At 68.2% G+C, this 24,626-nt stretch carries 21 protein-coding genes and 1 tRNA gene; 12 read left to right on the forward strand and 10 right to left on the reverse strand.

Going from position 1 to position 24,626, the window contains the following annotated elements; translation table 11 throughout:
• The first annotated feature begins 122 nt into the window (after positions 1 to 122).
• Together ACUSIJ_RS08335 and ACUSIJ_RS08340 are read left to right on the forward strand one after the other, a co-directional pair.
• A complete protein-coding gene (locus tag ACUSIJ_RS08335; protein ID WP_449307913.1) occupies positions 123 to 551 on the forward strand; it encodes a nucleoside deaminase in 429 nt (142 codons plus the stop codon).
• A gap of 137 nt (positions 552 to 688) precedes the next feature.
• Positions 689 to 1,612 carry a LysR family transcriptional regulator gene (locus ACUSIJ_RS08340; protein ID WP_449307914.1) on the forward strand — a complete coding sequence of 308 codons (924 nt, stop codon included), beginning with the start codon at positions 689 to 691 and terminating at the stop codon, positions 1,610 to 1,612.
• 101 nt (positions 1,613 to 1,713) lie between these two features.
• On the opposite strand, the gene ACUSIJ_RS08345 is transcribed toward ACUSIJ_RS08340, so the two are convergent.
• Both ACUSIJ_RS08345 and ACUSIJ_RS08350 read right to left on the reverse strand, forming a co-directional pair.
• Positions 1,714 to 1,842, reverse strand: coding sequence for a hypothetical protein (locus ACUSIJ_RS08345; protein ID WP_449307915.1), 129 nt, complete (start codon positions 1,840 to 1,842; stop codon positions 1,714 to 1,716).
• 85 nt (positions 1,843 to 1,927) lie between these two features.
• Positions 1,928 to 5,029, reverse strand: a complete 3,102-nt coding sequence (locus ACUSIJ_RS08350; protein ID WP_449307916.1) for an ATP-binding protein — start codon at positions 5,027 to 5,029, stop codon at positions 1,928 to 1,930.
• Between the two features lie 398 nt (positions 5,030 to 5,427).
• On the opposite strand from ACUSIJ_RS08350, the gene ACUSIJ_RS08355 reads away from it, so the two are divergent.
• The 3 genes from ACUSIJ_RS08355 to ACUSIJ_RS08365 all read left to right on the forward strand — a co-directional run bounded on the left by ACUSIJ_RS08355 (position 5,428) and on the right by ACUSIJ_RS08365 (position 8,257).
• Positions 5,428 to 5,907 (forward strand): phasin, encoded by a 480-nt coding sequence (locus ACUSIJ_RS08355; RefSeq protein ID WP_449307917.1) that lies wholly within the window; start codon positions 5,428 to 5,430, stop codon positions 5,905 to 5,907.
• Positions 5,908 to 6,440: 533 nt separating this feature from the next.
• Positions 6,441 to 7,925, forward strand: a complete 1,485-nt coding sequence (locus ACUSIJ_RS08360) for a phasin family protein (protein WP_449307918.1) — start codon at positions 6,441 to 6,443, stop codon at positions 7,923 to 7,925.
• A 255-nt stretch (positions 7,926 to 8,180) separates the two neighbouring features.
• A tRNA-His gene (locus tag ACUSIJ_RS08365) sits at positions 8,181 to 8,257 on the forward strand.
• Positions 8,258 to 8,608: 351 nt separating this feature from the next.
• Here ACUSIJ_RS08365 and ACUSIJ_RS08370 read toward each other — a convergent pair.
• A complete protein-coding gene (locus tag ACUSIJ_RS08370; RefSeq protein WP_449307919.1) occupies positions 8,609 to 9,403 on the reverse strand; it encodes a hypothetical protein in 795 nt (264 codons plus the stop codon).
• 684 nt (positions 9,404 to 10,087) lie between these two features.
• On the opposite strand from ACUSIJ_RS08370, the gene ACUSIJ_RS08375 reads away from it, so the two are divergent.
• Complete coding sequence (locus ACUSIJ_RS08375) at positions 10,088 to 12,370, forward strand: secretin N-terminal domain-containing protein (protein ID WP_449307920.1); 2,283 nt, start codon at positions 10,088 to 10,090, stop codon at positions 12,368 to 12,370.
• Positions 12,371 to 12,416: 46 nt separating this feature from the next.
• Here the strand turns inward: ACUSIJ_RS08375 and ACUSIJ_RS08380 are convergent, their stop codons facing one another.
• From ACUSIJ_RS08380 to sctV, 5 genes are read right to left on the reverse strand one after another with little or no spacing between them, the layout of a single operon-like run.
• On the reverse strand, positions 12,417 to 12,779 hold the full coding sequence (locus tag ACUSIJ_RS08380) for a hypothetical protein (protein ID WP_449307921.1): 363 nt from the start codon (positions 12,777 to 12,779) through the stop codon (positions 12,417 to 12,419).
• 56 nt (positions 12,780 to 12,835) lie between these two features.
• Positions 12,836 to 13,579, reverse strand: a complete 744-nt coding sequence (locus ACUSIJ_RS08385; RefSeq protein ID WP_449307922.1) for a hypothetical protein — start codon at positions 13,577 to 13,579, stop codon at positions 12,836 to 12,838.
• Entirely contained in the window at positions 13,576 to 14,067 is a 492-nt protein-coding gene (locus ACUSIJ_RS08390) for a hypothetical protein (RefSeq protein WP_449307923.1), read from the reverse strand. The genes ACUSIJ_RS08385 and ACUSIJ_RS08390 overlap by 4 nt, the downstream gene beginning before the upstream one ends.
• A 15-nt stretch (positions 14,068 to 14,082) precedes the next feature.
• The gene (locus ACUSIJ_RS08395; RefSeq protein ID WP_449307924.1) at positions 14,083 to 15,348 is read right to left on the reverse strand and encodes a MotA/TolQ/ExbB proton channel family protein; all 1,266 of its coding nucleotides are present in this window, start codon (positions 15,346 to 15,348) and stop codon (positions 14,083 to 14,085) included.
• The gene (gene sctV / locus ACUSIJ_RS08400; protein ID WP_449307925.1) at positions 15,345 to 17,477 is read right to left on the reverse strand and encodes a type III secretion system export apparatus subunit SctV; all 2,133 of its coding nucleotides are present in this window, start codon (positions 17,475 to 17,477) and stop codon (positions 15,345 to 15,347) included. Before sctV ends, ACUSIJ_RS08395 begins: the two co-directional genes overlap by 4 nt.
• Positions 17,478 to 17,709: 232 nt before the next feature.
• Here sctV and sctX point away from each other — a divergent pair, with 232 nt between their 5' ends.
• The 6 genes from sctX to ACUSIJ_RS08430 all read left to right on the forward strand — a co-directional run bounded on the left by sctX (position 17,710) and on the right by ACUSIJ_RS08430 (position 22,222).
• A complete protein-coding gene (gene sctX / locus ACUSIJ_RS08405; protein ID WP_449307926.1) occupies positions 17,710 to 18,096 on the forward strand; it encodes a type III secretion apparatus assembly protein SctX in 387 nt (128 codons plus the stop codon).
• Positions 18,097 to 18,103: 7 nt separating this feature from the next.
• Positions 18,104 to 18,517: a hypothetical protein gene (locus ACUSIJ_RS08410; RefSeq protein ID WP_449307927.1), complete on the forward strand. Its 414-nt coding sequence runs from the start codon at positions 18,104 to 18,106 to the stop codon at positions 18,515 to 18,517.
• A gap of 347 nt (positions 18,518 to 18,864) precedes the next feature.
• Positions 18,865 to 19,335 (forward strand): hypothetical protein, encoded by a 471-nt coding sequence (locus ACUSIJ_RS08415; protein ID WP_449307928.1) that lies wholly within the window; start codon positions 18,865 to 18,867, stop codon positions 19,333 to 19,335.
• Positions 19,336 to 19,412: 77 nt separating this feature from the next.
• Positions 19,413 to 19,964, forward strand: a complete 552-nt coding sequence (locus ACUSIJ_RS08420) for a hypothetical protein (RefSeq protein WP_449307929.1) — start codon at positions 19,413 to 19,415, stop codon at positions 19,962 to 19,964.
• 75 nt (positions 19,965 to 20,039) lie between these two features.
• The gene (locus ACUSIJ_RS08425; RefSeq protein ID WP_449307930.1) at positions 20,040 to 20,744 is read left to right on the forward strand and encodes a hypothetical protein; all 705 of its coding nucleotides are present in this window, start codon (positions 20,040 to 20,042) and stop codon (positions 20,742 to 20,744) included.
• A complete protein-coding gene (locus ACUSIJ_RS08430; protein WP_449307931.1) occupies positions 20,741 to 22,222 on the forward strand; it encodes a hypothetical protein in 1,482 nt (493 codons plus the stop codon). Before ACUSIJ_RS08425 ends, ACUSIJ_RS08430 begins: the two co-directional genes overlap by 4 nt.
• A gap of 17 nt (positions 22,223 to 22,239) precedes the next feature.
• On the opposite strand, the gene ACUSIJ_RS08435 is transcribed toward ACUSIJ_RS08430, so the two are convergent.
• Entirely contained in the window at positions 22,240 to 23,424 is a 1,185-nt protein-coding gene (locus tag ACUSIJ_RS08435; protein WP_449307932.1) for an amino acid ABC transporter permease, read from the reverse strand.
• Positions 23,421 to 24,617: an amino acid ABC transporter permease gene (locus ACUSIJ_RS08440; RefSeq protein WP_449307933.1), complete on the reverse strand. Its 1,197-nt coding sequence runs from the start codon at positions 24,615 to 24,617 to the stop codon at positions 23,421 to 23,423. Before ACUSIJ_RS08440 ends, ACUSIJ_RS08435 begins: the two co-directional genes overlap by 4 nt.
• Positions 24,618 to 24,626: the final 9 nt, after the last annotated feature.

Here is a 24,626-nt window from a genome sequence, read left to right on the forward strand (position 1 = left end):
GTGATCGCATTGACGCGAGAGCATCCAAGCATAATATCCGGCCGCACGCGCGCTTTTATTTCATGCCGGAGAACCGTTGCATCACAATGTCACCGCAATCGCCCCTCTTGCCTGAAGATCCCATGTCGATCGCCTTCGATGAGGCGCGGCTCGCCGCAATCGCGGGCGAGGTGCCGGTGGGGGCGGTGGTGGCGCGGGACGGCATCGTGATCGCCCGCGCCCACAACCGTACCCGCCGCGACAACGACCCGACGGCGCACGCGGAAGTGCTCGCCATCCGCGCCGCCTGCCGCCTGATGGAGAGCGAGCGCCTGCCCGGCTGCGACCTCTACGTGACGCTGGAACCCTGCCCGCTGTGCGCGGCGACGATTTCCTTCGCCCGCATCCGGCGGCTCTACTATGGCGCGGAAGACCCGAAGGGCGGCGCGGTCGACAACGGCGTGCGCCTGTTCGGCTCGCCCACCTGCCACCACGCGCCGGAGGTCTACGGCGGCCTGCGCGCGAGCGAGGCGGCGGCTATGCTGCGGGCATTCTTTCAGAAGAAGCGGTGAGGCGCGACCGCCTCACCGTGGCAAATGCCGTGGCAGAATATCGAGCCCTGCCGAGAGCAGCCACGGCCGTTGCTGTCAATACACTCAATGAAAAACCACTGTTGCCTGTAAACTAACAATCTACCATAGTGCCGCCCATGGACAGGATGGGCGATCTCGATATCTTCGCGCAGGTGGTGACCGCCCGCAGCATGTCGGCGGCGGGGCGCGAGATGGGTTTGTCGACCGCCGTCATCTCGAAGCGCATCAGGCGGCTGGAGGAGCGGCTCGGGGTGCGCCTGCTGCAGCGCACCACGCGGCAGATCACGCTGACCGAAGCCGGCCAGGGCCTCTTCGAGCGCGCGGTCGCCATCCTCGCCAGCGTCGAGGAGGCGGAGGCGTGGGTGGCGCGCGGCAGCGCCGTGGTGCGGGGCGTGCTGAAGGTCTCCGCCCCCACCTCGTTCGGGCGGCTGCACATCGCCCCGCGCCTGCTGCCGTTTCTGGAACGCCATCCGGATCTCACCGTCGATCTCAACCTCTCCGACGAGTTCATCGACCTCGTCGGGCACGGGTTCGACGTTGCGGTGCGCATCGCGGACCTCGCCGATTCAAGCCTCGTGGCGCGCCGCCTCGCGCCCAATCACCGGCTGCTGGTCGCCGCGCCCGCCTATCTGGAGCGGGCCGGTACGCCGGCGCACATCGACGACCTCGCGCACCATACGCTGATCGCCCACAACGCCGACCACTGGCGGCTGGAGGGGCCGGAAGGGCCGCAGGACCTGCACCTGGTGCGCATCAACGCGGCGCTGCGCACCAATTCGAGCGAGGTGGTGCGCGAGGCGGTGATCGCCGGCATGGGCATCGCGCTGCGCTCGACGTGGGACGTGGGACCGGAACTGCGCGACGGCCGGCTGCGCACGGTGCTGCCCGGCTACGGCGCGTCGCGCCGGGTGGCGGTCCACGCGGTCTATCCGAGCCGTCGCCACATGGAGCAGAAGGTGCGCGTGTTCGTCGACTATCTCGCCGAGATCTTCGGCCCCACGCCCTATTGGGACGAGGGGCTGGAAGCCGTCGGCGGGTAGAGCGCCGGACGTTGCGGCGGAAGCGGCAAGCGCAGCATCGGGGGATCAGTCCGGCAGGCGGGCGCCGTACGCGCGAACCAGGGCGGGCGAGAGCCGCAGGGTCAACCGGAAATGGCCGTGGTGGTCGGTCGAGAACCGCATCGCGTGCCGCGGGTATCGCGAGCCAGTTCCGGCCCGGCCATGATCCCGGCGCTGTTGATCAGGACGTGCAGCGGCAGGCAGCGCGTCATAGGACGTTCGCCCCGGCGCAATGCCCGGGCACAATGGCGCCTGACCCATACTTTGAAAGGTGGTATCCGTTTTTTGCACGCCGCGCTATGGATAGGGTCTCGGCGCGGTCAGGCCGGCCGGCTGCTCGGCGCGCGGGAAGGCGATCTCGACCAGCGTTCCCTCCATCGGTGCGCTGGTGATCGCGAACCGCCCGCCGCTCGCCTCGACGAGCGCGCGCGTGAGCGGCAGGCCGAGCCCTGCACCGTCCGGGCGGCCGAGATGCGTCGTGTTGAGCTGCGCGAACGGCGTCAGCGCCGCCGTCACCTGCGAGCGCGTCATGCCGATGCCGGTGTCGCGGATACGCAGGGTCGCGCCGCCGTCGTCGGCCTGCGCCGTGGAGACGATCACCTGTCCGCCCGCATCCGTGAACTTCACCGCGTTCGACAGCAGGTTGAGCACGATCTGCTGCAGCGCGCGCTCGTCGATGTTGACGCTGGCGAGCCCCGGCAGAAGGCTCGTGCGCAGCACCACCCGCTGGCGCTCGGCCTGGGGCATCATCAGCCCGACGCAGCCGGACACCACGTCGTTCAGCGACACATCGGCGGGCGCGAGTTCGAGCCTGCCCGCCTCGATGCGCGCCAGATCGAGCAGATCGTTGACGAGGCTGATGACCTGCCCGCCGGAGGCGTGGATGTCGCGCAGGTATTCGCGGTAGCGCTCGGTGCCGATGGGGCCGAAACGCTCCTCCAGCATGATCTCGGCAAAGCCGATGATGGCGTTGAGCGGGGTGCGGATCTCGTGGCTGACGCGGGCGAGGAACTGCGCCTGATCGCCCGATTCACGGCGTCCATTTATATGGAGGCCGCCGACGGCGCCCGCCTGCACGCCGCCGGGCGCGGCGCTCACGTCGCGCAGGATGGCGAAGAAGCGCTGCGCGCGCCCGGCCGCCCCCCTGGCCGCTCCCCTGCCCGCGCCGGGCGTTTCGTCACCGGGATCGGGCGCGAGCCGGCCCATGATCATCATCAGCGGGATCTCGCCCGATCCCGACGCGGAACCCGCCGGCGCCCGCGCCCTGACCGCCAGACCGTCGTTGAGCACGCTGGCGAGCCCGCCGGCGCGCAGCCCCTCGAAATAGGCCGTGGCGACCGTGCGGCTCTGCGCCGACAGCAGATGCCAGAACGACCCGCCGACGACGTCGGTCTCCTCGCAGCCGAACAGCGCCTCGGCAGAGCGGTTCATGGACAGCAGCCGGCCGAGGCCGTCGAGCGTCACGACGCCGTCGGTGGCGGTGTCGAGAATGGTGTCGAGCGCACGCACGCGCGCTTCCTGATGTCGCAGTTCGCGCTCGAGCGCACGCAGATGCGCCTCCGTGCGCGGCTCGATGGCGCGGCGGAACGACATCAGCGTCGCCGGCCGGTTGCGCCCAGGGACCGTGTCCCGCCAGGGGATGGTGGCCATGCGCGCATCGACCGACAGCGGCGCGCCATAGGCGGTGCGCAGCGCCAGCGGCGCCTCGCCGCCGCCGGGCGTGCTCATGAACAGCGAACGCAGCCCGCCGGCGCGCCGGAACGCCGGCGCGTCGTCATAGCCCAGCAGGTCGAGCAGCGCGCGGTTGACGAACAGCACCTCGCCGTCGCGGCTCACCAGCATGCCGATCGGCAGCCGGTTGGCGATGAGCGCGACCGAATCCGTCGCATCCGCTCCCCTGTTGGCCGATGCGGCCGCGGCAGGCCCGGCGGCGGACGGCGCATCCGGCCCAAGTGCCACAGGCGATGCTTCCGAAGGCGATGCTTCCGCCCGCCCCGGCTCCGCGGGCGCGGTGAAGGCGGGTTGCACCTGATCGGGATCGTCCGGCTTGGCGAGGCTGCGCTCGTGGCTGTCGGCATAGGGCGGCAGCCATGCCGGGGGCGCTGCGGCCCAATCGTCTTCGACCTGCTTGTCTTCGGCCTGCCCCTCCGGGGCCAAACCCTCCCCGCCGGAGCTTTCGGCCACAAAGCCATCGGCAGAAGGACGCCCGCGCCCCTTGCCGTCCGCATCGCCAGCGACCAGCCGCAGGCGCCGCACGCCGCGTCCCGCCGTCGCCTCGCCATCGGCGGGAGGAACCGTCGGCTCCGCCTCCCCGGCCGCCGCCTCATCGGCGCCGGGCCGGGCGGCGCCGCCCAGCGCGCGGGCGATGTCGCGGAACGCCTGCTTCTCGTTTTCGGAAAGCCCGGAACGCTGCGGCTCGTCTTGATGCGGTTCCCCACGGGGCTCTGCGTCCCGAGGCAGACCGGGCTCCTGCCGTTGCGGTCCATGCGCATCGCCGGCATGCGCATCGCCGGGCCCGGCGGCCGCCGCCGGATCGCCCAGGCGCGAAACGCGGGCGAGGCCGAAGCCGCGATACCCCCGGAAACGGCGCCTGGGGTCGTGAACGGGAATGCCCGCGAGCTCCACCGGCAGACGCAGCGCCGATGCGTCGTCACCGAGACGCCACAGCACCTCCTTGCCGCTCCATGTCGCATGCTGCGCCAGCGCCGCCGCGACCGCGCCATCGGGATCGCTGACGATGCCCTCGTCCACGAGCGCCTGCCACGGCCGGTCCTCGACCCGGCCGGCGGCATCGCCGACGAGCGCCGCGAGCTCTCCCGACACCCGGGTGAGCCGACCCTCCGCGTCGCTCTCCCAGACGAAGCGGACCGTCCGCCGTTGCCCGGCGAAGGCGCGCAGGCGCTCCAGCGAACTTTGCTGTATATCTGGCTGTCTACCCGGCGTACCCGCCGCGCCGCCGCGATCCCGTGATACAACAGAACCGGCGGCATCGGCGCCGGGCGCGGGGCCGGGGCCGGCGGGGCCCTCCACCACCACGCGCGGCAGGCGCGGCAGCGGCCCGCGCAGGATGGTGAGCAGGAACTCGCCGTCCTGGGTCGCCACGCGGTGGCATTCGAGCAGCAGGCGGGTGATGCCATACCCCTGCGGCAGAGTGACGCGCTCGAGGCGCACGCCGCTGCCCGCCGACAGCGCCGCCGCGACGCGGCGCAGGCGCCCGCGCAGGCTTTCGCCGCCAGCGGCACGCAACGCCGGCGCAAGCCCGGCCGTCCCCACGGAAGCGCCGATCACCCGGCTCCCGTCGAGCGACCAGAGCACGGCGGCGGTTTCCCGCTCGACGAGTTCCGCGAGCGCCGGGTCGCTCCAAAGCTGCTGCGTGGTCGTGTCCGAACCTCGGGACATGCGAATCATCCATTCGATCGTCGCATAAGCACCGCGACATATGACTAACGAAATGTTAATATATCTTTGTGCTCAGAGCGTCACGAAAACTGCGTACCCTGACGGATGCAAGCTGGCATCAACGTTAACGCCGCTGGGGACGCCACTCGGCTTCCCTGGCGGGCCGCAGTTACCGCTGGCGCGCACCCCGGGCTTCACGCAGGTTGGTACCGCGCGCCGTCGCTCCGGTTTCTTCAACGCCGACGCCGGAACCGCACGAAGGGGGTATCCCTTCGGGCCGATGGCGCGGAGAAATTGAGTAAGACACCACTCTTGCAATGTTGCGCTGCAACATATATGCATTGCATTGCACAAGCCTTTGTGTCGAGTTTGTCCAGCATTTCCCAAGGAGCCGTACGATGAGCAACACCACTCCCACTTACGAGATCCCGGCTGAACTGCGCGAGTTCGCCGAGAAGAGCGTCGATCAGGCTCGCAAGGCTTTCGACGGCTTCCTCAGCGCTGCGCACAAGGCTGTCGCCGCGTTCGAGAACCAGTCCACCGCCGTGCCTTTCAACACGCACGAAGTCGCCCGTCGTACGCTGTCCTACGCCGAGGCCAACATCGCTGCGGCTTTCGACCTTGCCGAGAAGCTCGTGCGCGCCAAGGATCTGCGCGAGGTTTCGCAGTATCAGAACGAGTACCTGAAGAACCAGTTCGCTGCACTGCAGGAGCAGGCCCGCGACTTCAGCTCCGTGGTCCAGAAGTCCGCCACCGAGGCCACGCAGCAGGTTCAGGCCGCCGTGAAGGAAGCGACGCAGACCGCTACCGACGCCGCGAAAGAGGTCTCCAAGACCGTGGGCGAGGCCACCAAGGAAGCCACCAAGACCAGCGCTTAAGGAACGCGTGGCTGCGCCGGAGTGCATGCTCGGGCGCAGCCGTCCGGCTCGGGATCCGCCGTCCGGAAGGCGGATCGCGGCCATCGACGACGATCATTTTCCGCCGATGTCCTGCGTAGCGTAATTGGCGCAAATCGGCATACAAGTCCATTACTGTTATGGACAAATGCGCTGTTTCATCCTTCAATCTCGGGACTGTCCCAAGAACGGCGGGTGAATGCCGGATTGTCGAGGAATTCTGCGGCCGCGTTGCATGAACGGCCCTGAATGACCGGGACCGGGGCGAGGACTTGCCCGATCCGGTTACAGGCGCGTCCTCGGGGACAGAGCGCCGACGTCTTTTAAACGGCGCAGGCATGCCGTGCGGGATGTCCGCGTGGCCGTATTTCGGGGCATGCCCCCGGTCTCCAGGTGCACGATTTTCCATGGTGCACGACGATGCAGGGTTGGCATTTATTATACGGAGCAGGATTTCCATGACGACGCGCAAGCCAGGCGAAAGCCCCTCGACAGGCGGAAGAAAAAAGACCAGCGTGGCAAAAGCCACAACGACGACCTCGGACAAGGGCACGGCTTCGGCCACTGGCGCGGCTCCTACGACGGCCGGCGCAGCCGCATCCGCCGCCAGCCCGGCCCCCGCCACGAGCGCGAAGACCGCTCCGGCAGCCGCCGCACCCGCCAAGCCCGCAACGGGGGCGAGCCCTTCCGCACCGGCCCCCACCCCTGCCAAGCCCGTCGCCGAGACGAAGCCCGCCGCGCCGGCCAAGCCCGCGGAAGCAGCGAAACCCGCGCCGGCAGCGACCGCACCCGCCAAGCCCGCGACAGCGGCGAGCACGTCCGCACCGGCCCCCACCCCTGCCAAGCCCGTCGCCGAGACGAAGCCCGCCGCGCCGGCCAAGCCCGCGGAAGCAGCGAAACCCGCGCCGGCAGCGACCGCACCCGCCAAGCCCGTGGAGGCAGCGAAGCCTCAGGAAACGGCCAAGCCTGCCGAGGCAAGCAGCCCGGCCCGGCCGAGCGCGCCGGCAGCTGCCGCGAAGCCCGCAGAAACCCGCCCGGCTCCGGCCGCAACGAAGGCCGTCGCAACCGAGGCGCCCAAATCCGAACCGTCCAAGCCCGAGACGTCCAAGCCCGAAGCTCCCAAGGCTGAGACCCTCAAAGCCGAGCCCCCCAAGGCTGAGCCTCCCAAGGCGGAGACGCCGAAGCCTGAAGCCCCGAAACCTGAAACGCCCAAGCCCGAGACGCCCAAGTCCGAGACGCCCAAGTCCGAGACGGCCAAGCCCGAGACGGCCAAAGTCGAGCCTCCCAGGGCGCCTGCGGCGGCACCTGCCGACGCCAAGCCGGCCGCCGCGGCGCCGGCGAGCGCCCGTGCGGCCAGCGAGCCCGTCGGCGGACTGTTCGACAAGAAGACGCCGGTGACCGGCACGGCCGGGGAAACCTCGGCGCCCGCCTCGGCAAAGACGCAGCCGGCGGCCTCGAAAACCGCCCCCGCCCCGACTGCGGGCCAGGAAACGGCTACGGTACGCCAGATCCATGTGGCGGCCCAGGCCACGCCCGCTGCCCAAGTCACGTCCACGGCCCAGGCCACGCCCGCTGCCCAAGTCACGTCCACGGCCCAGGTGACGTCTGCGACCCAAGTCAAAGCCCATGTCACGGCCGAGGCCCCTTCCCGCCTCGCGGCGGCGGCGTTTCCCGCCACGCACGCCGGGTACACGGCCTTTCACGAGCAGAGCGAACTGTGGACGCGGAACGTCTCCATCGCGACCCGCGGCGTGACCGAACTCAACAGCAAGCTCTTCGATCTGGTGCGTATCCAGACGGACGGCGCCATCGACCTGTGGCGGCGGCTGCTGAGCGCAGGGTCGCTGGCCGAGGCGGTGGAGGTGCAGACGCGGGAATTGCGGCGGCAGTTCGAATCGACGTCCAGCCAGCTAAAGGACATCGCGCAGACGTCGAACCGGCTCTTCACCGAGGTGCTGACGCCTCCCCGTTCCATCGACCGCAAGACGACGCGCGACTGATCCCGTCCGCGTGATCGGACAGGCATCCGCCCGGGGCGGCGGGTGCCGCGCGGTTTCCATCCCGGAGCAAGGTCCGACCGGCAGTTCGCGCGTCGCCGTCCGGTGACGCGGCGCGCAATTGTCGGCGCGGACATCGTCGCTCTTGCGTCACAGTCGCGTACTTGCTATTGGACAGCATCCGATTCTTCCCCGGCGGGAGACGCGATCGGAAAACGCGAAGCAGCCGGCATCCGGCAATTGCTCCGAAGTGGTTTTGCAGCTGTAGCTCAGTTGGTTAGAGCGCTTGATTGTGGATCAAGAGGTCGCCCGTTCGAACCGGGCCAGCTGTACCATTCAAATCAGATCGTTAGAGACTTTCTTTGCCAGCCGGTTGTCCCTCCGGGTAACGGCTGGGTAACACGCGCCCGCTCGCTGCTTTCCTTGGAGCGAATTCTGATCGATCAGATGGCATCATCTGATCGGAGAACGCTCTACAGTATCAGACCAAAAAGTATGCGCACTTTCTGGAAAAATTTGATGCGTTAACAAATGGATAGAGAAAAATAGCGATTCAGATTCAATGCATTTTTCTCAGAGCGGGTTGCATCATTGCTGAATCAGGGTCTGTTGCGCAACCCGCTCTCATTTCTGTAGTTTTCCGCGACATGCGTTTAATTTGATGCTCAAATTAAACGCAAACTGCTTTAGCGGCCGAAATTCAGCACGATCAGCAGCCGCTGCGCCGCGCGCAGTTCGTCGCGAAAAGCCGTATCCCCGCGCGCGGCGCGGGCGGCGATCGCGAGGTGATTCTGCGCCGCGCGCCTGTCGCCCTTGCGCAGATGGCACACGCCGACGATGCAATGCGCGCGCGGATGTTTGCCGCCGCGCTTGAGATAGTCCAGCGCCAGCGCCAGTGCTGCGTCGTGGCGCTCGAGCCGCAGCGCGCAGATGGCGAGCCCCAGAAGCGCGTCGTTGCGCGCCGCCGGCCAATCCAGCAGGGCGCAAAGCACGGTGATCGCGCCGCCGATGTCGCCCGCCGCCACGAGCGCAACCGCCTGGGCGCGCAAGGCGAACACGCAATCCGCGTCGTCACTGCCGGCATCCGGGAGTTCCCCTTCCCCGCAGGCGTGCGCATCGGGCAACGGCCGACGATCCCGCGCGGAATCGGACGCCCCGCGACCATCTGCCGCCCAGGATGAATCGGGAGAAGAATCGACTTGAGCAGAATCTCGGGAAAAGCCCTGGGGGGAATGGAGCGTGTGTGTGAACGACGACAGGGTCGAGGGGAGCAGATCGTCGACGACGCTGTCCTGCAGGGCGACGACCACACGGAAGATCTCCTCGCCCGCGCGGGCCTGCTCACGGGCATGAAAATGGGCCAGCGACAGCCGCTCTCGAATGCCATCCGGAGACACGGGAGCGGATCTTCGCCACGTCTTTGCCCACGGTGCCGGCAAGTCGAGCAACGCCTCACCCAGAGCAGGAGAATGCGACGACATCAAGAGCTCCCAACCATGCGGCGCACCGGCGACGCAACGCCGCCGGCCACCCGTCACCCACCCGCAGCCCATGGAGACGCTGCCAGGCGTCATCTCCGCGCCCGCCCGCGGCATCGTCGACGCGCATGGCGAATACAGGGAGCCGCAGTCTGCCGGAGCGTACCCCTAACGGCCGCCCCTCCCTGTGCCGAACGGCACAGGGAGGGGCGATACCCAACACGAAGGACGGGATGGCATCGCACACCGCAGCCGCAGGTTTATAAACAGTTAATTGGTGGTCATACCCTCTGACAAGGGAACGGCCGATATTTGAATCGGGTAGTTTCTATAGTTGCATTCTCAAAAACAAAGTATCGAAAAACAACACACATATATAAATCAAATTATCTTAATATTTGATACATATACCATCAATTCACGCAATATCTAAAATAGATACTGAATATAGTTTTGTGATTTTAGAATCCCATATGCTATATTCATGCCGTTGTTCGGAGTTCGGGCGGGCTGGTATGATTTATGCGCTACTATTCGATATCCCGGATACATCGCGAGAGAAATTCGGGTAATGTTTGCGCTAAAGCAGTAATGCTCACCTTCAGTCGTGCTTTTCGGCTTGCGGTTGCATGTATCGTCATCGCGACTCTTGCCTCCTGCGGCAGGCTCAGCGGCGACTCGTGTACGGTGTCCGGTGTCGACGGCTCTGTCAGCAGCCGCTGCAAGGACGGCTTCTTCTCCGCATCCCGCCAGCGCTCGGTCCTGTATCAGGGCAACGACCAGTCGTTGCTTTACACCGGCGAGGCCGCTCCGACCGGGGGCGTTCTCGACACCGCGCGGCTGAACGGACCGCCGCCCAATGTCGTGCCCTTCGTCGGCTATGTCGACAGCGTGCGCGTCGACTACGCCCCCAACCCCGAATCCGTTTTCCGCGACGTCGTCAACCTCCAGAACGCCGGCGCGCCGGCCCTCAACCCCGAGGAGCGGGTGACGATAGACTTCATCCGGGCCAGCATCAACTTCGTGCTGACGCAGCTGCTCGGCGGCGCGCTCGGCGTGAACTACATCGCCCCGGACGATCTCGGCGGCTCGGTCACCTTCCGCACCGAGGAACCGGTGCCCAAAAGCCAGCTTCTCTATGTCGTGCGGGATATCCTCACCCGCAACGGGCTCGCCATCCGCTACCTGAACGGCATCTACCACATCGGCTCGCCGCAGGTGATCGAGGCCCTGCAGGCGAATGCCCGCGAGGACGGCGGGGACGTGACGACCCGCGTCGTCCAGCTCGCCAAGCACAATGCGGCCAATGTCATCAGCATCGCCGGCCGCCTGCTGCCCGACAACGTCACGCTGATGCCGAGCAACGTCTCGGACAAGATCATCCTGCGCGCCCCGAGCCAGGACATCCAGCAGATCGAGCGCACACTGCAATCGATCTCCCGCGACGGCCTGGGAGACGACAAGGTGGCCGTCGTGCCCGTGCAGCACAGCGCGCCGGAGCGCCTCGCCGCGCAGTTGACCGCCTTCTACGAAGCGCGGATTCCCAACGGCGCGGACATGCCGACCATCGTGCCGCTGGAGCGCCAGCGGGCGATCCTCATCGCGGCCCGCGACATGGGGATGCTGAACGGCATCCGGCAACTGGCCCAGCTCATGGACCGGGAGGCGACGGACGAGCCGACGCTGCGCGTCATCGAATTGCGCCATCTCGTCGCCGAGGAAATCGCGGGGCCGCTGAACGAGATATTCGGCGGCTCCGGGAACAGCCCGCAGAACACCCGTAGCGCCAGTGCGGCCCAGCGCGCAGCCGGCGGCAGCGAGGCGGGCGCGACCGGCAGCGGCGGACGCCAGGCGGCGGCCACGCAGGACATGCCGCGCCGGATGCCGACGATCCCGCAGGAAGGCATGCTGCACGATTCCGATCTCGGTTCGGAGGCGGCCCCGCGGTTCAGCATGCCCGGGCTCGTGAACGACGCCTCCGGCCGCCGGGCTGCGAACCGGCGCTCATCGACCGCCGAGGCGCTGGCGAGCCCGCGCAGCGCCGGCGGCGGCAGCCGCCTGCTCGCCGAGGCGAGCAACACGGGCAGCGTGCGCATCGTTCCCGACCCGCGCACGAACACGCTGATGGTCTATTCGACCTTCGCCGATTTCCAGCGCATCCGCGACGTGCTGAGCACAATGGACGTGCCGCAATCCCAGCTCGCCATCGAGGCGATGATCGTGGAAGTAGAGCTCAACGACCAGCTCGAACACGGGGTGCAGATGTATCTGCAAGGCCCGAACGTGGCGGCCCGCACGGCGGGATCGGCCCTGCCCGCGGGCGGCCTGGGCGTGGTGGAGGATACCGGGGACAACAAAGCTTTCGTCTCGCTCGGCGGGCAGGTGGGCAATTATCGCATCGAGGCCATCATGTCCGCCCTTCAGGCGGTCACCAGGATCAAGGTCATCTCCTCGCCCTACCTGACGGTGCTCGACGGCAAGACCGCGCGCCTCGTCGTCGGCGACCAGATTTCATATGCCGTCAGCAACCAGACGTCGCAGAACTCCGGCAACGTCACGGTGACGCAGCAGATCGAGATCAAGGATACCGGCATCGTTCTCGACGTGACGCCGCGTATCTACGCCAGCAATTCGGTGGCGATGCGCATCAACCAGTCAGTCAGCACGCCGTCCGCGACCATCCAGAACGGCAACCCCGTCATCGCCACGCGCGAGGTGACGTCGAACGTGCTCGGCCAGTCCGGCCGGACCATCCTGCTCGGCGGGCTCATCCAGGATCGTTTCGAGGATACGGAAACGGGCGTGCCGGTGCTGCAGAATGCCCCGATCATCGGCGATCTGTTCAAGTCGCGCACGGACCGCGTACGCCGCGTCGAGCTGCTGATCATGCTGACGCCGCGGGTCATCCGCAACACCAACCAGCTCGAGGACATCACCAAGCTGCTGCGGGCGCAGATCCACCCGCGATAAGGCATCGACCCAAAGGGGGGGGGCACACGTTCCGATGCGGGCAGGATCAGAGCACGCCGGTGTTGCGTCCGGCGTTGTTGCGGGAGAACAGCGCGCTGACGTTGTCGGACCGGCCGGTCTCGGGCGGCACGTTCCGGGGCTTGTTGAGGTAGTCCTCGGCGAAATTCTCGACAGATGGATCGGCGGTGAAGATCGACGTTCCCAAAACCGGCGTGCCCGCGTCGAGGGGCCGGGCGTCGAACGCGGGTGCCGACACCTGAGCCGCCGCTTCCGACGTCACCGGCGCGAGACGAACGGCGGACGCTCCCGTCTGGCCGTCGGGCGGCGTCTCCGGCGCGGACGGCGGCTGCACCGGAACGACGGGCAATGCGGGCGGCGAGGCGTAACGCCCGATTTCGCTTGCTGCCATGATCGTCTCCCTCCCATTGCGTTGCGCGCCGGCCGGTGCCCGTGGCGCCGGGATCCTCACGACGCACGGGCGCGCGAGCGACGCTCGACCAGCATCATGATGCCGATGCCGGACACACCCGACAGAATACTCAAAATAGCATCCAGCGGAATATTTGTCGATAACGCGATAATATAGCCGACGCCACCATTGTATCCTTCCGCGTATCGGGAGCCCCTGTCCCCGCTGTCGCCGGATGTATTCATGTCGCTTTGCTTGGCTCCACCTCCCAGAAGGGTGGCGAGTTCACGGACGAAAGCTTCTTTCGGCAGGGGCCGGGCGAGCAATGCGCTAAAATCGGCTGTCCAGCCGCCCTCGCCGCCGGGGGAGGTTTGCCGGAGTGCGGCGGGCACGGATAACTCGCGCCACGCCCGCCCGCGCGCCCGCAGGACGGCAATGACAGGCGCGTAGGACTCGTTGGCGAAGACATAGAGGCTGACGGGATCGGGCATCCACCCGGCCCGCAGCGGGCCGTCCAGCGCCTGCGGCGCGAGCGTCAGCGTCCCGGACGGTGTGACGACCGTGATGCGTCCGGGCAGGACGTCGATGCGCGTTCCCACTGCCTCGAGGCGGCGCTGGTAGAGCAGGTCCGTCATGGCCGCCGCGTCCATGGGCGCGCGCTCGATCGCCCTAGCCTCGCGCTGCGCCGGGCGCGGACCGACGGCGGTGTCGATCAGCAGCACGAGCAGCAGCAGGAACACCGAGAATATGGTCGCCGACAGATCGGACAACGTGCCGAACTCGAAGCGCCAGCCGATCATGGCCGCGCCCCCGGCGTCCGCGCCTCCAGCCGCCGCTGGCGGACGACCGGCGGGCCGTGGCGGGCGGCGACAGTCTCGAACAGGAACGCGGCTTCGAGGCCGTCCGCCGCGATGTCGAGCAGCAGGGGCTCGCCCCTGTCCCGCACGCCCCGCAGGCGGCGCGCCAGTCCCTCGTCCTCCAGAATATGCCCCAGCGGCACGTCGAGAGGCGGCGTCCGCGCCGCATCCGCCTCCACCCGCAGCCCGGCGGCGGTCGCGATGACGTGCGCGGGCGGGAGCGCGGCGTCAGCGGCCTGCGGCGTGCCGGCGCCGCTCGCCAGCAGCAGGCTGATGACCGGCACCAGAATGGCGATGAGGCCCAGCAGCAGATCGGCGAAGGGATCGAACGACACCGCCCCCGGCGCGTCATCGTCGCCGGGATTGTATCGGGCCTCATGGGAAGCCCCCTGCCCGGTGTTCCGGCCGGGAGCGCCGTCTGTCGCGCGCATCGTCCCGGCTCCCGTTCAGGCGCCCGGCGGCGGGACGGACGCGGATGGCCGGGCAGCCGCCGCGGCGACGATGAGCGCGCATTCGGCCATGAGCTCCGTTTCCGCCTTCTCCAGCGCGTTGAGCGCCGTCGAGGCGACCATGCCGCCGACGAGCCCGAGCAGCGTCGTCTGAAACTTGATCGCCAGCCCGCCGAGACTGGCGCTGATGTCGGCGGCGGCACGCACGCCGTCGCCGGTGTCGCGCGGCAGTTCGCCCAGCGTGATCGACAGCCCGATCACTGTGCCGACGAAACCGAGCAGCGGCAGCAGCGGCACGACGCTCTTGACGAACCGGCGCGACGCCAGATGAAAGTCCGTCACCGCGCGGAACGCCGCCAGCGCGGCCGCATCGGTGCCGTCGGCGATCGTGCGGCAGGCGAGCAGGGCGCGGCTGCCCGGGTGGAGGGGCGCGAGCCTGTCCAGCGCCGCCGGGAGCATGGGATCCGAACCCCCCTCGCTTTTCCCGTCATCCCCGGCATGCTCCAGCAGCCGCCCCAGCGCCGCGAGAGCGGCGCGATCGCGCCAATGCAGCCGCCAGGCGTCGGCGACAAAGGCGACGACCACGAAGAACAGGTAGATGAGCGCCCGGTGCACCGGCGTGTCGCCGAGCAATGCATCGACGGCGACGCTGGCCGCCGTCGGCACGCCGTCGCCGCCCTGCGGGAGAACCGCGCGCACGCCGGGCGTACGCATGGCGAGCGCCGCCGCCTGCTCGAACACGAGGGCGAGAAAGCCGCCGAACGCCAGCGCCGCCCCCGCCGACTGCACCGACGCGGCCGGATGACGGCGCAGCGGCGCCCGCCACGCCAGCCACAGCCGCAGATCGGCGATTTCCACCAGCACCCGGCCGGCGAACAGCAGCACCAGCACCGACGGCCAGACCGGCGATGCGCCGTCCGCCGTGGCGAGAAGCGCCAGCACGGCCGCGACGCCGACCGCCGCCTGGGGCAGCCGCCCCAAGGCGAGACGCGGACCGGCGAGATCCCGCTCGAAACCCTCGCCCATGGCCGGCGCCACCGCGCCGACGATCATGCCGCAAGCCGCGAAGCCCGCGAGCAGCCAGAAGACGATCTCGCCATGGACGATCCCGGAATGCCGGCCGCCGGCCGCCAGCAGCAGCGCGAACGACAGCCCGGCGCAGACCGTGTAGATCGACAGCCGGTGGAAATCCGGCGCACGTCGGCGGGCCGCCCCGTCGGCGCGCTCCGGCGTTCCCCGCGCCACGCCAGCAAGCCGGCTCATGCGGCGCCCAACTGGCCTTGCAGCTTGATCCTGTCAAGCGGCTGGACATTGGCGTTGGCGGACAGCTCCTGAAACGACAGCACCGGCATCTCGGGAAAATCGCGCTCGATGATCTTGCGCAGGAAGCGGCGGATGTCCATCGGCGCCATCAGCACCGGCTGCGTCGCGTGGCGGCTGGTGTCGCCGATGACGCTCTTCATGGTGGCGATGAGCTTGCGGTGCACGTCGGGCGCGAGCGCGAGATAGGATGCGCCGCTGGTCTGGCGCACCGCGCCGCGCACCACGTCCTCGATCTCCTTCGAGATCAGATAGGCGGGGATGATGTTCTGCCCGGCGGAAAACTTCTGCGTGATGTAGCGGCCGAGCGCCCCGCGTACGTGCTCGGTGAGCACGATGGGGTCCTTTTCGCGCTGGCCCCAGTTTACCAGCGCCTCCAGGATGGTGCGCATGTCGCGGATGGAGATCTCCTCGCCGACGAGACGCTGCATCACATCGGTGATGGTGATGATCGGCAGGAGGCGCGTCGCCTCGCGCACCAGCTCGCCGAAGTTCTTCTGCATCTGGTTCATCAGGAACATGGTTTCCTGAATGCCGATGAACTCCGACGCATGCGTCTTGAGGATATGCGCCAGGTGGTAGGTCATCATGGTCGACAGCGTCATGACCTGAATGCCGGCGCGCTCCAGCAGCGGCAGGTATCTGTTCGATACCCACAGGCTCGGCGTGCGCGGCAGGAAATCCTCGCCCCGCTCCACCGGAATGTCGAACATCCTGAGGTTCTCCTCGCTCTCGCGCACCAGCACGTAGCCGGGCCGGGCCACGCCCGCCGCCACCAGAACCTCATTGACGAGAATGCGGTACTCGCCGTCCCTCAGATTGTCGTTGAGCCGCAGGTTGATGCCCGGGAACGGCACGCCGAGATCGAAATAGAGCGCCCGGCGGACCTTCGCCACCTCCCTGTCGAGCTTTTCGGGACGGATCGAGTGGCGCACGCTCGACGCCACGTCGACGATGAGCGGCACCGTGAGGGCGAAATTGACCACATCGATCGGCGTGTTCTCCTCCTTCTCGTTCCCGGCGGGGAAGGAGGGCATCTGCCCCGCCTGCGCCAGGGCCGGCGCCAGCGCCGGCATGTCGTGGGACGAGGCGTCCTTGGCGGCAGCGCGCCTGCCCGCGCGCTGGAGCAGGAAGCCGGCCACGCCCGTGGCGGCGGCGAGCACGAGAAAGACGATGGTCGGAAAGCCGGGAACAATGGCGAAAAGACACAGGATGCCCGACGTGATCAGCAGCGCGCGTGGCTCGCTGCCCAGCTGCGAGACGATGTCGCTGCCGAGGTCGGAGTTGTCCTCCGACGACACGCGGGTGACGATGAAGCCGGCCGTGATCGACACGAAAAGCGCCGGAATCTGGGTCACGAGGCCGTCGCCGATGGTGAGCAGCGAATAGCGGTTCATCGCGTCGCCGACGGTCATACCGTTCTGCATCACGCCGATACTGATGCCGCCGATGAGGTTGATGGCGGTGATGATCAGGCCCGCGACCGCATCGCCCTTGACGAACTTCATCGCGCCGTCCATGGCGCCGTAGAGCTGGCTTTCCTTCTCCAGCTTGGAGCGCCGGCGCTTGGCCTCGTCGAGCTCGATCATGCCGGCGCGCATGTCCGAGTCGATCGACATCTGCTTGCCGGGCATCGAATCGAGCGAGAAGCGCGCCGAGACCTCCGCGACGCGCTCCGAGCCCTTGGTGATCACCATGAAGTTGACGATGGTGAGGATGAGGAACACGACGAGGCCGACGACGAGATTGCCGCCGACCACGAACTCGCCGAAAGCCTCGATGATGTCGCCGGCATCGGCCTGCAGGAGGATCAGCCGTGTGGTGCTGATGGAGAGCGCCAGGCGGAACAGCGTGGTGAGCAGCAGGATCGACGGAAACGAGGAAAGCTGCACCACGTCCTTGATGTACATCGACGCCATCAGCAGGATCGCGGCGAGCGACAGATTGAAGCCGACGAGCAGGTCGATCAGTTCGGTCGGCAGCGGCAGGACCATCATGAAGACGATCGCCACCAGCAGGAACGCCAGCACAAGGTCGTTGCGCTTCGCCAGCAGTTGCAGGAACCGTGTCATGTCAAACGCTGTCTCCGCAACCGACCCGACATCGAGACGTCTTGAATGTCATATATGATCTGATGCATGTCAATCATGTCGCATGGGATCGGACACGCCTTCCCCCGCCAATGTCGCCCCGCGCCGCGCCCATCCGCGGCCGCCCCCTTCCCGCCGGTTCACGACAGCCCGGAGCAAGCCTGCGCGCGCAGACTGGCCGTCCGGCAGCCGTGATCCATCATGCGAGGCGTCCATGGTTTCGGAGATCAAGAATCTGGATATCGGCGTCGAATCGATCTCGCGCTGGCGGATCGAGGACGAGGCGCACTTGCCCGAAGGCGGCGCCTTGGCGCCCGCCTATCTCCCGGTATACAGGCCGCTTCACGACGTCCTGCACCGTCCGACGCTGGACGAGCGCCTGCCCGAGTTGCTGCAGCCCGCGACCATCGACGCAGAGTTGCTGCAGCCGGCCCAGCTCATGGAGGCACGCATCGACACGCGGACGCTGCTGAGCGAGTTCGCGGCGCGCAGCTCCGGCGCGCAGAAGGCGACGTTCGATCGTGCCGTCGCGCTGATCGACCGCAACGAACTCCTCGATGAGGAGGTGCGCGCGTCGGTCGCTGCGCTCTATCGCGGATGAGCCGGGCATGAGCAATGTCATCGTCGCCCGAATCCCCCGTTCCGGCGCGGTGCGGCGCAGGGAGCGCGACTTCCTGCTGCTGAACATCTACGTCTTCGCCCGGCATGGCTATATCGAGCAGGCGCGCATCTTCGCCGATGCCCTCTATCTGATGGGCGAGACCACCGCGGACGTGCTGCTGGCACGCGCCGTGACGCGGTTCCTGATGAGCGAGTGGGCGGCGGCGCTGGCCGCGCTCGAGGAACTCGACCGGGTGGACCCGATCGAGCGCTTCGGTTCCTATCAGCCGTCGCCGAAACAGCGCATGCGGCGCTATCTCAGGGCGCGCAGCCTGCATGAACTCGGCATGGGCGACAACGCCGGCGACGCGCTGGACGCCTATCTGCGCCACGGCGTCTCCGGCGTCGAGGAGCCCGAGTGACAGCGGCCGGCGGAGCGCCTGCCCTTCGGATGGAACCAGCCGATCGACCGTCATTCGCTCGAATGGGAGAAGCGCGGAGCGCGGCCCGATCCGGACCGGCGCCGGGAATGTCCGATCTGTCATTTACGGCACAATACGCGCGCAAGGCGGCTGCTACAGTCCGCCAGATGAGAGGATCGCGCCACGCAACACGCCGCGGGAACCGGCAAGGAGCCGCTTGCAGTCACCCCCGAATCCCCGCTCTCCCGCCGGGAGGGCGCCCTATTCGGCAGGACCGCGCGGGCCTTGGCGGCCGCCCCGCGGCACATGGCCCGCGCCGCTCGCCTCAACGCACCGTCTGAACCGGCATGGGAGCCTTTGACGACATCATCTCCGCATTGTGGCAGGTCTTCGATCAGGGCGCGCCGCCGCCGGGGCGCACGGCCGCGCTCACGGTCGACGATATCGACATCCTGCTTGCCGACCGCGGCAAATACCTGCTCGTGCGCGCAACCGCCGGTCCCCTCGCCAGCGGCGAGCCGCAGCGCGGCGCGCAGATCAGGGCGGCGCTGCAACTGGCGCTGGGCAGCCTGAAACGCCAGCCCGTTCTCGTTCATGTAAAGCAGACTCAAGATCAACCTATCGTATTCGTTGAACAAAATATCCCCTACGGAAAATATGACACCTCAAATATAGAAAGAAGTATTTCGCACATCATAAAAGTATGCCATATAATAAAAACAGATCATGAAGAAACATACTCGCAAGTTGATAGCGAAAACTTGCATGGCAAAAGGCATGAAAAACCCATGGAAAACGAAGTTATTTTCAGAGTATAATAGGACATACTTCGAGTGATTGGTGACGACGCACTTTGGAGGCGTTGCGGCAAGAGCGTAGAGGAAAGGCGTTGACTATGACTGCGTCGGATTCTGCCAAGGCTGTTCTGTCCCTCACGGACTCGTTGACCGCCAAGTCGTCCATTCGCGCGCTGCTCGGGCTTGACGTCGAGCATCTGCTGCCGGGCCTGGACATCGCCGCGGACAGGTTCCGGCAGGGGGATGAACAGGGCGCGCTGCGCATCTATGCCACGCTCGTGCTGTGCGACCCCACCGAGCCGCGCTTCCAGATCGGCCTTGCCGCCTGCGCGCTGGATATGGGCCTTGCCGCCGTCGCGCTGCGGGCGGCCTCGGCCGTCATCGCATGCAGGCCCGAGAGCCCGGAGGGATACCACCTATCCGGGCATGCCAGCGCGGGCCTAGAGGAATACGACGACGCCGTCCGCGACTTCACCGAGGCGCTGCGCCTCGCCCGCAAGCGCCGCGGCTGCGCCGAGATCGCACGGGACAGCGAGCGCATGCTCGCACGCCTCGCCGCCCTGCCGGAAAGAACCACGCGGCCGGGGACGGCCGGCGACGATCCAGCCGCGAGGGCGCGGCCCCAGAGACCGATCGCCGCTTCGGCATAAGACGCGACACGGCGCAAGCCGGGCGCCTCCGCCGCCTTCCGATGCCCCAACCCGTGAGCCCGCCGCGCCTATCCGATGAACCAGCCGCCAGCCTCCCCGCCTCATGGTCCTGCGTCCCGAAGCACCGGGCATCCCGGGACGGCGGGCCACGGTGCGCCCCCGTCGCCGCTCGGCAAATCGCTCCGGCTCGGCAACGATGACGTCGACCTTCTGGGCAGGCTGTTCGGCGAATTGACCGCCTCGCTCGGCATCGACGGCGGCCCGATCTTCGCGCGTCTGATAGTGGGGCAGAGCATCGGAGAGGCGCTTGCGGTGCCGGACGGCGTGGTGGAGCGCATCTACGCGCGGGCGCATCGCTGGTTCGCCCTCGGCAAGATCGACCGGGCCGCACCGCTGTTTCGGGCGCTGTGTCTCCTGCGGGATGAGGACGCGGATTTCTGGATGGGCTACGGCGTCTGCATGCGCCTCACCGGCCAGTTCGCCAAGGCGCAAAGGGCGTTCGAAACCGCCACCAACCTGCGGCCGGACTGGGCCGTGCCCTTCTTCCACCTGCTGGAACTGGCGCTGCATCGCAAGCAGTGGCCGCAGGCACGCGCCGCTCTCGCCGCCTACGATGCCAGGGCCGGCGCCGATGTGCCCGCCGAGATCGCCGCCGAGGCCGTGCGGCTGCGGGTGGTGGTGGAACACGGCTCCCCGAACGGACACGCGGACGCGACTCCGGTCGGCAACCGGCCGGCGCGGACGGCCGCCGCCCCGCCATGCATCGCGGTCCGCCCATGAAGCTTAGCGGCATCGTCAACGCCTATATGGCGCTCGCAAAGAGCCTTGCGGGCATCGATATCGCCCGCAAGGGCGCCCCCTTCGCCGGCTCGCCCGCTCGCGGCCAGCCCGCCACGATGCAGCCGCCCGCGGCGGGAACGGGCCGTGTCGCGCCATCGGGACAGGCGGCGGGGCAACCCGTCCCCGGCGGGCAGGGCAGCACCCCTGCCGGCGCAAGCCCGTCCGTCGCCGGAGATGCCGCCCCCGACATCGCGGGACGCGGCGTCACGGGCGAGAGCCATGCGCAGGTTCCCGACGCCGCGCCCCGGCGCGATGCGGCCAGCCTTCCCGGCAAGACGGCTTCCCTGTCGCTCGTCGGCCTGCGCCTGCCGGCCCCCGCCGGTGCGGCCACGGCCTCGCTCGCCACGGCCTATATCGCGACAGTCACCGGCAGCACTCCCGCACCCGAACAGCGGGACGCCGGGCAGCGGGCAGCGGCAACGCCGGCGGTGCCGGAAGGCGACGGCGCTTCCGCCCGCCAGACATCCGACCTTTCCGACAGCGCGGCGAGGGTACCGTTCCAGAAGATCGCCGCACCCGGCTCCGCGCCGGACGACGTCGATGAGGGCCGGCTGGGCGATCGGGCGACGCAGCCGGACGCCGACGCAGCCCGGGCCGGCAGCGCCATCCGTGCGCCCACTGAGAAAGCCGCCGCGCGAATGGCGGCCCCGACCATCGGCCGGGACGACGCCGGCGACGGCGGACGCGACAGCCGGATCGGCGGCGCGGACGGCGACGGGCGGCAGGCAGCCGCGAGGGAAACCGCGCCGACGCCGGGAGCGCGCACGGTACCGGTGCAATCGCCATCGGCCGGAAGCGCCCGGACGCCGGCGACGGATCGCGCCCATGCGGCGGACGGCCCCGACGTGCGTTCGGGCGAGGAGGCCGATGGCGCCGGTCTGCCGGGCCACGCCGCACCGGAAGCGGGCCAGCCGGCGGCGCGCGCGCCGGAGCGGCCTGGCGGTAATCCGCGGCTGGAGCTGCCGCAGCACACCGTCCTCGATGCGCTCGACCAGCAGCGGGCTGCCCCGGACGCGGCGATGGAGACCCTCATCCTCAACGCCGCCATGATCCCCGGCTGGCCGGCGCCGCGGCCGTTCGAGATGCCCCGGCGCGTCGCCGGCCGCGAGCGGCGGCCCATGATACCCGTGCAGCAGCCCGAAAAGCCGGAGAATACGCTCAGGCGCAACAGCCGCGACGAGGTGGCGGTGCAGACCTATCTGGCGAACATGGGCGTCAAACGGTCGCTCATCGCCAGATTCCGCACCGTGCTGAGACCCGTCCACCAGCGGATGAAGATCCTGTTCGGGCTGGCGGTGCTCGCCACCCAGGTGGTGTTCACGCTGCATACCGTCCTTGCCGAACTCGACAGCATCGAGAGCGAGGAGGACGACATGGAGCGCCAGCCCGGCGAGCAGCAGCGGCGGCTCAGGGGCTGATCCGCGCGGCCCGCCGTTCAGCGCCGTCGGGAGGCGTTGATATATTTCTCCAGCCACAGGCTGTAGCGCGAGCCGCCATAGCACAGAATGAAATAGATGAACGCTACCAGCGCATAGGCTTCGTCGTAATAGCCGAGCCAGTCGGGATCGGCGGTGGAGGCGCGCGCCGCGTTCAGCAGATCGAAGATGCCGATGACCGCGAGCAGCGCGGTGGCCAGCAGGAAGCCGATCGCCTGGTTCACCATCGCCGGCACCACGTTGCGCAGCGCCTGCGGCAGGACGATGAGCTGCATCGTGCGCCAGTAGCCGAGCCCCAGCGCCCTCGCCGCCTCCTCCTGCCCGGGCGGGATGGCCTGCAGCCCGCCGCGCACCACCTCGGCGATATAGGCGGACCAGAACAGCGTCGTCATGATCATGGCGCGGATGGTCTTGTCGATCAGCGCCCCGCCCGGCACCGCCATGGGCAGGATCAGCATCGCGACGTAGAGAATGGCGATGAAGGGCACGGCGCGCATCAGTTCGATGAACGCCACCGCCAGCACCCGGATGCCGCGCATGTCGGAACGGCGCGCCAGCGCCAGGCCGATGGCGATCAGCGTGCCGAGCCCGAAACACACCGTCCACACCAGCAGCGTGATCGGCAGCCCGCCCCATTGGTTCGACGGCACGGGCGGCGGCGTGAACGTGCCGGCCAGCAGCAGCCACGAGCCGACGATGCCGAGCGGCCACGCCAGCAGCAGCCACGGCCGCCACAGGCGCGGCATGGCGGTTGCGACGAGCAGGACGGCAAGGATGACCAGCACCAGAAACGGCCGCCAGTGCAGGGCCGGCGGATAGAAGGCGAAGATGATGAAATTGAACTTCGCGCCGATGAAGGCCCAGCACGCGCCGGCCGCCCGCGCGCAGTCCTCCGACGTGCCGGTCCAGGTGGCGTCGATGATCGCCCAGCGCGCGAAAGGCGGCACGATGGCCCACAGCGCCAGCGCCGTCAGCAGGGTGATCAGCGTGTTGCCCCAGGTGCCGAAGAGGCCGGACCGCAGCCGGTGCAGCCAGGACGGCAGCGCCGGCAGCACCCCGCCGCCCGGCCCGTCCGATTCCGGCGCGCCGCCGTGCAGGTCCCCGCCCGGCCCGCGCCCGGCGAGCCGTTGCGCCTCGCGCCGCTCGCGCCGGATGGAAGCCAGCACGTCGTCGACGGTCGTCATCGCGTCACGTTCCCGCGCAGCGCCACGCGCTCGTTATAGACGTTCATCAGCGCCGACACCGACAGGTTGATGACGAGAAAGACGCCGACCAGGATGGCGAGCGCCTCGAACGCCTGGCCGGTGGTGTTGGCGGTGGTGTTGATCACGCTGACGAGATCCGGATAGCCGATGGCGACCGCGAGGCTCGAGTCCTTGGTCAGGTCGAGATAGGACGAGGTGATGAGCGGCGTGATCACGCGCAGCGCCTGCGGCACCACGACGAGCCGCATGATCTGGCCGCGATGCAGGCCGAGCGAGCGCGCCGCCTCCCATTGCCCCTGCCCCACCGACTCCACCCCCGCGCGCACGATCTCGGCGATGGCAGCGGAATATTTCACCGTCAGCCCGGTCAGAAGCGCCGCGAATTCCGGCGACAGCGACATCCCGCCGCGGATGTTGAAGCCGCTCAGCACCGGCACGTCGAGACCCGCCTCGACGCCGGTCAGCGCGCCGGCGAGGACGATGCCGGCGACGAGAACCGCGAACGCCGCAAGGCCCCGCACGAAGGTCAGCGCCGCGCGTCGGCGGGCCAGCACGACGAAGACGGCGAAACCCGCGATCAGCGCCGCGACGAGCGCCGGCGTCAGCCCAGTTCCGCCGGCGAGCGTAACGCCGGGCAGGAAAACGCCGCGGTTGGTGAGATAGACGGCGTCGAACAGCGGCTCGGCCTGGCGCGGCGGCGCCAGCGCCTTGGCAAGCGACACCCAGAAGAACAGTTGCAGCAGCGTCGGCGTGTTGCGGATGATCTCGATGTACCAGCGCACCAGCCCCGCCAGCAGCAGATTGCCCGACAGGCCGGCAATGCCGACGGAAACGCCCAGGATCGTGGTCAGGATGCAGCCGAGGACCGCCACCTTGAGCGTGTTGATCAGTCCGGCCACCATCGCGTAGATGTAGGGATCGCCCGCGCGGAAGGGGATCATGGACTCGCCGATCTCAAAATTGGCGGGCCGGCCGAGAAAGTCGAAACCGGGACTGATGCCGAGCCGGTCCATGGTGGTGACGGTATTGGCGCCGAACAGGTAGAGCACCCCCACCGCCGCGACGATGACCACGATCTGGGTGGCGATCCGCGGCCCCCACCACAGGCGTGCACGCGTGACGAAACCGGGGCGCCCGGCCCCGGTCAAAACCCTGTCGGAGATGCTTGCCATCGACGGCCG

Source organism: Pseudochelatococcus sp. B33 (assembly GCF_053570585.1).